General features: G+C 30.2%; 10 protein-coding genes. 7 read left to right on the forward strand and 3 right to left on the reverse strand.

Annotation, left to right across the window (positions count from 1 at the left end):
• From hemZ to Q0649_RS01735, 3 genes are all read left to right on the forward strand, one after another.
• On the forward strand, positions 1–829 hold an 829-nt coding region (gene hemZ / locus Q0649_RS01725; protein ID WP_298836604.1), incomplete at its 5' end, for a coproporphyrinogen dehydrogenase HemZ.
• 78 nt (positions 830–907) lie between these two features.
• On the forward strand, positions 908–2689 hold the full coding sequence (gene aspS / locus Q0649_RS01730; RefSeq protein WP_298836606.1) for an aspartate--tRNA ligase: 1782 nt from the start codon (positions 908–910) through the stop codon (positions 2687–2689).
• A complete protein-coding gene (locus Q0649_RS01735; RefSeq protein ID WP_298836608.1) occupies positions 2686–2991 on the forward strand; it encodes a metal-sensitive transcriptional regulator in 306 nt (101 codons plus the stop codon). Before aspS ends, Q0649_RS01735 begins: the two co-directional genes overlap by 4 nt.
• A 29-nt stretch (positions 2992–3020) precedes the next feature.
• Here Q0649_RS01735 and Q0649_RS01740 read toward each other — a convergent pair whose 3' ends face one another.
• Both Q0649_RS01740 and Q0649_RS01745 read right to left on the reverse strand, forming a co-directional pair.
• Entirely contained in the window at positions 3021–3452 is a 432-nt protein-coding gene (locus Q0649_RS01740) for a threonine/serine exporter family protein (RefSeq protein ID WP_298836610.1), read from the reverse strand.
• Positions 3449–4222, reverse strand: coding sequence for a threonine/serine exporter family protein (locus Q0649_RS01745; RefSeq protein WP_298836612.1), 774 nt, complete (start codon positions 4220–4222; stop codon positions 3449–3451). Before Q0649_RS01745 ends, Q0649_RS01740 begins: the two co-directional genes overlap by 4 nt.
• Positions 4223–4607: 385 nt before the next feature.
• On the opposite strand from Q0649_RS01745, the gene glyA reads away from it, so the two are divergent.
• From glyA to Q0649_RS01765, 4 genes are all read left to right on the forward strand, one after another.
• Positions 4608–5846: a serine hydroxymethyltransferase gene (gene glyA, locus Q0649_RS01750; RefSeq protein WP_298836620.1), complete on the forward strand. Its 1239-nt coding sequence runs from the start codon at positions 4608–4610 to the stop codon at positions 5844–5846.
• A 136-nt stretch (positions 5847–5982) separates the two neighbouring features.
• Positions 5983–6753: a histidinol phosphate phosphatase gene (locus Q0649_RS01755; protein WP_298836614.1), complete on the forward strand. Its 771-nt coding sequence runs from the start codon at positions 5983–5985 to the stop codon at positions 6751–6753.
• Between the two features lie 48 nt (positions 6754–6801).
• Positions 6802–7710, forward strand: coding sequence for an AEC family transporter (locus tag Q0649_RS01760; protein WP_298836616.1), 909 nt, complete (start codon positions 6802–6804; stop codon positions 7708–7710).
• 51 nt (positions 7711–7761) lie between these two features.
• Complete coding sequence (locus Q0649_RS01765) at positions 7762–8262, forward strand: flavin reductase family protein (protein WP_298836618.1); 501 nt, start codon at positions 7762–7764, stop codon at positions 8260–8262.
• Positions 8263–8335: 73 nt separating this feature from the next.
• Here the strand turns inward: Q0649_RS01765 and Q0649_RS01770 are convergent.
• On the reverse strand, positions 8336–9653 hold a 1318-nt coding region (locus Q0649_RS01770), incomplete at its 5' end, for an aminotransferase class V-fold PLP-dependent enzyme (RefSeq protein ID WP_367179333.1).

Here is a 9653-nt window from a genome sequence, read left to right on the forward strand (position 1 = left end):
GCTTAACATTGAATGTGTATATTTTGGAGGGGGTACCCCTACATCAATAAATAATGAACAATTTGAGTTTATAATGAATTGTATATACGAAGCATTTGTTTCAAAAAATAATATACGTGAATTTACAGTAGAATGTGGAAGACCGGATAGTATAACACGTGAAAAATTAATTACTATGAAAAAATATGGAGTACATAGAGTAAGCATTAATCCTCAAACAATGAATGATGATACATTAAAATTAATTGGAAGAAATCACAACGTAGAAGATGTTTTCGAAAAATTTGAAATGGCAAGGGAATTAGGGTTTGATAACATAAATATGGATTTGATAGTAGGGTTACCTGGAGAAAAAATTTCGCATATGAAAAAGACTTGTGATGAAATTTATAAAATTAAACCTGATAGTATTACAATTCATGGTATGTCTATAAAAAGAGCTTCAAGGCTTCATGAAAATATGCTTAATAATTATAGGTTTGAAGTTCCAGGGCAAGAAGAATTAAATAAAATGTATGGGCTTACTGTAGAACTCACAAAAAAACTTAATATGAAACCATATTATATGTATAAGCAGAAAAATATGATAGGTAATATGGAGAATATAGGATATACTACCTTAGCTAAAGAAGGAATCTATAATATTCAAATGATTGAAGAAAAACAGACAGTAATTGCACTAGGAGCAGATGCAGTTTCGAAAGTTGTGTTTCTAGATGAAAATAGACATGAAAGGTTTGCGAATGTAAAGGATGTTCGTGAATACATAAAAAGAGTAGATGAGATGATTGATAAAAAGATTATATTACTAAACACATTATATACTTAAAATGTAATGGATATTAAAGTGCCTAAATGTACTAATATAAATGTAATATAATCAAAGCAAAGGGAAGGAGAAAATAAAATGGCAGAAGCATTAAATGGTTTAAAGAGAACCAATATGTGTGGCGATCTTAGAGAATCACACATATCAAATATAGTAACAGTAATGGGTTGGGTTCAAAGAAAAAGAAATCTAGGGGGACTTGTTTTCATAGATTTAAGAGATAGAACAGGAATATTACAATTAGTATTTGGAGAAGAAATAAACAAAGAAGCTTTTGAAAAGGCAGATAAAGTAAAACCAGAGTACTGCCTTGCTGTAACTGGCGAACTTGTTAAAAGACAATCTCCAAATGAAAATTTACCAACTGGACTCGTAGAGGTTAAAGGAGAGAATATAAAAATATTATCAGAATCAGAAACACCACCTATATATATAAAAGAAGGTTTAGATGCAGCAGAAAATATACGTCTAAAATATAGATATTTAGATTTAAGAAGACCGGATATGCAAAAAATATTTATGATACGTTCTAAAACAACTAAGGTTGTTCGCGACTTTTTAGATGAAAATGGTTTTTTAGAAATAGAAACACCTATACTTACAAAAAGTACACCAGAGGGTGCACGGGATTATCTAGTTCCAAGTAGAAATTATCCAGGTATGTTTTATGCACTCCCACAATCACCACAACTATTTAAACAATTACTAATGGTGTCAGGGTATGATAAATACTTTCAACTTGCTAGATGTTTTAGAGATGAAGATTTAAGAGCTAATAGACAACCGGAGTTTACACAAATTGACATAGAGATGTCCTTTGTTGAAGAAGATGATGTTATGGCTATTAACGAAGCATTAATTAAAAAGGTATTTAAAGAAGTTGTCAATGAGAATGTAAAACTTCCTATAAGACGAATGAAATATAAAGAAGCTATGAGTAAATATGGATCAGATAAGCCAGATATAAGATTTGGAATGGAAATTAACGATATAACAAGCGTCGTAAAAGATTCTGAATTTGTAGTATTTAAAAATGCAATAGAAAGTGGTGGCTCAGTAAGGGCTATAAAAGTTGAAAATGCGGCAGATATGGGAAGAAAGAAATTGGATAAATTTGGAGAGCTTGTTAAGACATATAGAGCAAAAGGACTTGCATGGATTGCATGTAAAGAAGATGGAATAAAATCACCTATGGCTAAGTTTTTTAGTGATGAGAAAATGCAAGCAATACTTGATAAGGTAGATGCAAAAACCGGAGATTTAGTGCTTATTGTTGCAGACAAGGATAGTATAACACTACAAAGTTTAGGTGCATTAAGATTACATGTAGCCAAAGAACTAGAAATTTTGAAGGATAATAATGAATTTAATTTTGTATGGATTACAGAATTTCCTTTATTTGATTATAGCGAAGAAGAAAATAGATATATAGCAGCACATCATCCTTTCACAATGCCAATGGATGAAGATCTACAGTATCTTGAATCAGATCCAGGTCGAGTTCGTGCTAAAGCCTATGATATAGTCTTAAACGGAGAAGAATTAGGTGGAGGAAGTATAAGAATACATAGTTCAGAGCTTCAAGAAACTATGTTTAAAGTCTTGGGATTTACACGTGAAAAGGCATGGGAAAGATTTGGATTTTTACTAGAAGCATTTAAGTTTGGACCACCACCTCACGGCGGACTTGCTTTTGGACTCGATAGAATGATAATGTTCTTAGCTGGAACTGATAACATCAAGGATGTAATTGCTTTCCCTAAAAATCAAAATGCTTATTGTCCAATGAGTGAAGCACCAAACATGGTTGATGACAAGCAGCTTAAAGAACTTGGTATTATAAAAGCTGAGGTAAAATGATAAATGATAATGATAAATCAATAAATGATGAGTTAGTAAAAAACATTCAAATTAGATTGAGAAAAATCGAGGGACAAGTTAAAGGTATAGAAAAGATGGTAACATGTGAAGCTTGCTGTAAAGACGTATTGGTTCAAGTGGCTGCAGCAAGGTCAGCTATGAATAAAGTTGGTGGGCTTGTTTTAGAAAGATATACAAAAAACTGTCTTTTACATGAAAGTGATGATCATCTGGAAGAAAAGAATGAAGAAAAAGCTAAAATTGAAGAGTTAGTCTCAACTTTTCTTATGTTTTTAAAATAAAATAAAGAAGTAAAATTTGATATCAAATTTTACTTCTTTATTTTTATTTTTTTGAAAATAGTACTTATGGAAGCTACAAATACTATTCCAACTGCAATTGCACCTGCACTAAACAGCGTTTCAGCACCTTTGGTTAGAGCGAGAGTAAAGTTACCTTTTACAGCTTCAAGGGTAGCGTAATACATTCCACCGCCGGGCACAAGTGGTATAATTGCACAGATTACAAACATAGTCACAGGATTTTTATATAATCTTGCCATTATTTCTGAATAAATGCTACCAACCATTGATGCAAGAAATAATGAAAAAACAAGGGATGGTTGAAGTCTTCCTGAAATAAGATAAGTTAGCCAAGCAAGTCCGCCTCCAAGTGATGCGATTATTAGGTTTTTACCACGAATGTTGAATAGTACTCCAAAACCTAGAGAACTTAAAAATGCATAAAATGAATTAAGAATCATATAAGAGTACCTCCAAATAATAAGAACCAAATTTTAAAAATTATACTTGTACCAGAAGATATTGCTACAGCTATAAATAAAGCCTCTATAGATCTAGAGATACCAGAAACTAAATCCCCAGCAATTGTATCCCTTATTGCATTTGTTATGGCTATGCCAGGTACTAATAACATTATTGACCCTATTATTATAGTATCCATATTGCCTACTAAATGTAATGAGTTAGCTATTAGCGCTATGAGCGCAGCAAGAGAACCACCAAGCATATTTTTTAAAAAACTATTTACTTCGAATTTATCCAAAAATAAACTTAAATAATTAATAAGTGCTCCTATTATAAAGGCTACAAAAAAATCTTTGTAATTTCCTCCAAAAAGTAACGTAAAAAATCCTGCGCAGAAAGCTGAAAAAAAAGTAGTAGTCTTTTGAGAATAAGGTGGTAAATTATTAATATATTCAATTTCATTTTTTATATCCATTATGGATAAAGGGCTCGTTACAACTTGCCTTGATAGATTATTAATCATGGAAACCTTGCGAAGATTAACTGTCCTAATGTGAATCCTTCTAATTAATGAAATGGTCTGATTTTTACTATTAGTTATAGAAATCATAATGCCCGTAGGAGTAACAAAACTTTCAGTTCTTGGTATGCCATAAGATTTACATATCATGGTTATTGTTTGCTCTACCCTATAAGTTTCTCCGCCATTTTCTAAAATGATTTTACCGGCTTCAGCAGCGATTTGAATGATATCGTCAGTATACATATAATCTCCTTTCAAAATAAATATCATTTTAATTTTATATCATATAATAATAAAATTGCTCTATTATTATATACCATAAATCTAATAAATTATTATTAGTTAGAAAATTAAGTTATTTTATTTATTATTTTTTGATTTTATATGTCATATATGATAAAAAAACTATGGTTTGTATTATTAATTTCTTGTATTAATACTATTTAATTAAAAACCCAGAAAAATTCATTGAATTATCATGTTTTAGTTGATAATTATCCTATAAAATTTTATAATATAAATATACTATTTATTTCTGAAATTTCAGAGTATTATTTTTATTGATTTTTATAATTATTAATGGAATCATTTTATTAGATTATTCAATTTAAAAGACGAGAGGATGGGTATTAACATGAAAGAATATTTGAAAAACAGTGATTTAGAAGTTTACAAAATAATTGAAGAAGAGAACACAAGGCAGGAGGATCATATCGAACTAATTGCTTCAGAAAATTTTGTTAGTAGAGCTGTACTTGAAGCAAATGGATCTATATTAACTAATAAATATGCAGAAGGGTATCCTGGCAAAAGATATTATGGCGGATGTGAAGTAGTCGATAAAGTAGAAAATTTAGCACGCACAAGAATTAAAGAACTTTTTGGTGCTGATCACGCTAATGTACAACCACATTCAGGATCTCAAGCTAATATGGCTGTTTATTTCTCTGTGCTTAAACCAGGAGATACAGTATTAGGTATGAATTTGAGTCATGGTGGACATTTAACTCATGGAAGTCCTGTAAATTTTTCTGGAATGTTATATAATTTCGTTCCTTATGGTGTTGATTTAGAGACAGAAACAATAGATTATGAAAAAGTTAGAGCTTTGGCTAAAAAACATAACCCTAAAATGATAGTTGTTGGAGCTAGCGCTTATCCAAGAGCCATAAATTTTAAACTATTTAGAGAAATATGTGATGAAGTTAATGCGTATATGTTTGTAGATATGGCACATATTGCAGGTCTTGTTGCAACAGGTGCACATGAGTCTCCAGTTCCATATGCTGATTTTGTGACTACAACAACTCATAAAACATTGAGGGGACCTAGAGGTGGCGTGATTTTATGCAAAGAGAAATATGCAAAAGCAATAGATAAATCTATTTTCCCAGGTATGCAAGGTGGACCTTTAATGCATACTATTGCTGCCAAAGCTGTTTGTTTCGGAGAAGCGCTTAAACCAGAATTTAAAGTTTATATTGAACAAGTTGTTAAAAATGCAAAACTACTTGGAAAAGAACTTCAAAAATATGGTTTTAAGTTAGTATCTGGTGGTACGGATAATCATCTTTTATTAATAGAATTAACAAATAAAAGCATTACTGGTAAAGAAGCTGAAAAGTTGTTAGATATAGTTGGAATTACTGTAAATAAAAATACTGTACCAAATGAAACTTTAAGTCCATTTGTTACAAGTGGTATAAGAATTGGTACACCAGCAGTAACTACAAGAGGATTTAAAGAAGAAGAAATGAGAACAATAGCTGCACTTATAAATGAAACTATAGAAAATAGAGAAGGTAATTTGGCGCCAATTAGAGAAAAAGTAAAAGAGTTATGCAGTAGATTCCCATTATATAAATAGAAAGAAGAAAAAGTAGCAGTAACCTATATTACTTAGGTTACTGCTATATATTTTTGTACTATGTTTTGATATAATCAAAGGTATTAATATAATTGAAGGTTGTTAAACAATAGAAAAAGTTCTAGGGGGATGAATTATGATTGACTCACATATACACACAGAGTTTTCTGATGACTCTGAAATGAAAGTTCAGTATGCTATGGAACAATCAAGGGAAAGTGGTATAGGTATGATTTTTACAGAGCATCTAGATTTAAACTTTCCAGCAGGAGCAGATATGACTTTTGATATAGAAAAGTATTTTAATGACTATGAGAGATATAGAAGTAAAAAGCTCATGCTTGGAATTGAAATTGGAATGCAAGAAATTTGTTTAGATAAAAATAGGAATGTTGCAAGTAAATATCCTTTTGACTATATAATTGGGTCTATACATGCAGTAGATGGGGAAGATATTTATTATCCAAAATATTATGAAGGTAAGGCAAAAAAAGATGCTTACGACAAATATTTTTTAAGTATGCTAGCTAATGTGGAGAAGCATGACTTCATTGACAGTTTAGGTCACATTGATTATATATCAAGATATGCAACTTATAATGATAAGGAAATGCATTATCAAGATTATAATGAATATATAAATGAAATTTTTAAAATTATAGTACAAAATGAAAAAGTTATTGAAATTAATACTAGAAGATTTGGAAACTCACAAGCATATAATAATTTAATTGATATATATAAAGCCTATAGTCAAATAGGTGGGAAATATGTGACTATAGGTTCAGATGCTCATAATGTAGAGAATATTGGTGCTTATTTTACTCAGGCTATTAGACTCTGTGAGATATGTAACTTGAAACCTGTTTATTTTAGAGAAAGAAAAATGGAATATATGTCTATATAGCATGAGTTAATAATAGTTGTTGCCAAGTTATATTTAAGGGGAATTAAAATGCAAAATAGCCAATTAATTAATCAAGTTATAGTATTATTTATTATTATGGCAGTAGGCTTTTACGCTAAGAAAAGGAAGTTTCTTAACAGTGTAGTTGATAAAGGGTTGTCTGAATTACTACTTAATATAACACTACCATTTATGATAATAACATCGTTTAATATTAAATACCAAGCGGCGATGGGTAGTAATGCTCGTAAAATTTTTATATATTCTTTTCTAATTCATATAAGTTTAATATTTATTAGTAGAATATTTTTTTCAAAGTTTCCTATAAACAAACAGCAAGTATTTAGATTTATAACAATTTTTTCAAATGTCGGATTTATGGGTTATCCAGTGCTTGAAAGTATTTATGGTGGAATAGGTGTTTTCTATGCAGCAATATTCAATATTGCTTTTAATATCCTGGTGTGGACAGTAGGCGTAATGCTCTTTACCGGCGAAAAGGATTTTAAATCAATGAGGAAAGCATTAATAAATCCAGCACTAATAGCTGTGTTTATTGGTTTGATTTTATTTGTTTTTTCAATAAAATTATCTGCTCCTATTGAGAATTCACTAAAATTAGTTGGAGCCACAACAACACCAATATCTATGATAATAGTTGGTTCAATGCTTGCAGAAATGAGGCTTAAAGATGCTTTTTCTGACTTGTCGGTATATTATGCTGCTGTAATTAGGCTTTTAATAGTTCCGATGATTGTGTATATTGTATTAAAAATATTTAAAGTGGATGAACTGTTACTTACTATATGTGTTATATTGCAAGCAATGCCTGCAGCTGTAATGGCTCCAATAATTGCTGAAAAATATGGTGGTGATAGACTACTTGCATCTCAATGCGTTTTTATAACTACGATAGTTTCAGGTATTACTATACCTATTATAATATTATTTTTATAAATTTAGTTAGGCAATTCGTTCTAAATAAAATTTTACAAGGAGGATAAATAAATGGAAATTAATTTTACGGATAATTTAGAAAAAGGTATGAAATTTTTGCATACGCAAGGTGCTTTTTTAACAGTAAAAGATGGTGAAAAAATTAATACAATGACTATAGGATGGGGAAATATAGGATATGTATGGAATAGACCTATTTTTACTTTTATGGTAAGGAAATCAAGATATACAATTGATCTTTTAAAAAATGCTGATAATTTTACTGTTAGTATACCTTTAAATAAAAACATGAAAAATGCATTAAAGGTTTGTGGAAGTAAATCAGGGAGAGATATTGATAAATTTAAGGAGTGTAATTTAACATTAGAAAAGAGTAAAAAGGTGGATACTCCAATAATTGGTGAGTGTGAACTTTTTTATGAATGTAAAATAGTATATAAACAGGAAATGGACCCTAAACTACTTTTAAAAGATATTGTAAAAAGTTCTTATGAAAATGGAGATTATCATATTTTGTATTATGGAGAAATTGTAGAGACTTATATGAAATAGAAAAGGTAAATAATATTAAAATAGTACACAACGGTGGTGTACTATTTTTGTGATCAGAAAAAATCACATGCCGTTAAAAGTCAAAAAGTGTCTTTTCCATATTTTCATATTTCATAATATAATATTCTCTTTTTAAAGAAATCTGTTCTAGAGCATAAGCCAATATATCAATTTCTGCATAAGTGTTATAAAGTCCAAAACTAAGCCTAACCATTCCTGGGTGATACAAGTTAGGATTGTTTAAACGCTTAATTAGAAATTCATCAGAAATATCTAGTAGCTTAACTAGGTACGGTTGGGCACAAAAACACCCACTTCTTACCGAAATACCGCATTCATAGGAGAGTATTTTTGCAATTAGGGAGTGATGCATTCCACAGATATTAAAGGGGATTATGCTAACTCTCTCAATGCATTTAGAAGTATCACAATATATTTTAACATTTGGTATATTTTTTAATTTTGAGATGGCATAGGAGGTCAATCCTTTTTCAACATACTCCACGTTATCCATACCAATGTTACTTAATGTCTTAATGGCTGAGGCGAGAGCTATAGAGCCTATAACATTAGGGGAACCAGCTTCATGCCTTTGTGGAGAGTCATTCCATTTTATAAAATCATGAGTAACAATATCGACTGTGCCACCACCTACTAAATCAGGTTCGCAATTATCTAAAACACTTTTAGGACCAATTAGTACTCCAGTTCCAAAAGGAGCATACATTTTATGAGCAGAGAAAACCAAGAAATCTATATTAGATTCTGGGTTTTTACTATTCATTATAATAGGAGCATGAGGAACTAATTGTGCCCCATCAATTAGTAATTTTGAATTAAAGCTATGAACCAATTTAGCTATATCATATATAGGGCTTTTATATCCAGTTACGTTTGAAGCACCTGTGATTGTAACTAATTTTACATGATTATTATACTTATTCAATTTTGCTTCTAAATCATCTAAGGACAACTTTCCATCTTCACCTATAGATATATATTCTACAATAAATTTATCTCTAAAGGGTAAGTCATTTGAGTGATGTTCCATATCTGTAGTTAATATTACATTCTTTTTATATGGATCATACAATAAATTAGATAGTTTATTAATGGCCTCTGTAGAGTTTTTAACATAGATTACAGTGTTACTCGAATCAGCATTAACAAAGTGTCTTACAATATCTCTAGAATTATCATACATTTTGGTAGTTAATTGAGACTTATATCCATCACCACGATGAATGGAGGAATACCATGGTGCAAAATCAATAATATCATCCATAACAGATTTAAATGGTGGTGTAGTTGCTGCATTATCAAAATTAATTGCAGTAACCATTTTTCCGGATATAAGAGGTACTTTTTTATTTATGCCAAGTATCAAATCT

The organism is uncultured Clostridium sp. (genome assembly GCF_937920395.1).
GTDB lineage: Bacteria > Bacillota > Clostridia > Clostridiales > Clostridiaceae > Clostridium_AD.

Excerpts from the sequence above, each read along its gene's own strand:
- Q0649_RS01735 (WP_298836608.1), top strand. The coding sequence starts at position 2,686 with ATGATAAATGATAATGATAAATCAATAAATGATGAGTTAGTAAAAAAC.
- Q0649_RS01745 (WP_298836612.1), bottom strand. The coding sequence starts at position 4,222 with ATGTATACTGACGATATCATTCAAATCGCTGCTGAAGCCGGTAAAATC.
- aspS (WP_298836606.1), top strand. The coding sequence starts at position 908 with ATGGCAGAAGCATTAAATGGTTTAAAGAGAACCAATATGTGTGGCGAT.
- Q0649_RS01765 (WP_298836618.1), top strand. The coding sequence starts at position 7,762 with ATGGAAATTAATTTTACGGATAATTTAGAAAAAGGTATGAAATTTTTG.
- Q0649_RS01755 (WP_298836614.1), top strand. The coding sequence starts at position 5,983 with ATGATTGACTCACATATACACACAGAGTTTTCTGATGACTCTGAAATG.
- Q0649_RS01740 (WP_298836610.1), bottom strand. The coding sequence starts at position 3,452 with ATGATTCTTAATTCATTTTATGCATTTTTAAGTTCTCTAGGTTTTGGA.
- Q0649_RS01760 (WP_298836616.1), top strand. The coding sequence starts at position 6,802 with ATGCAAAATAGCCAATTAATTAATCAAGTTATAGTATTATTTATTATT.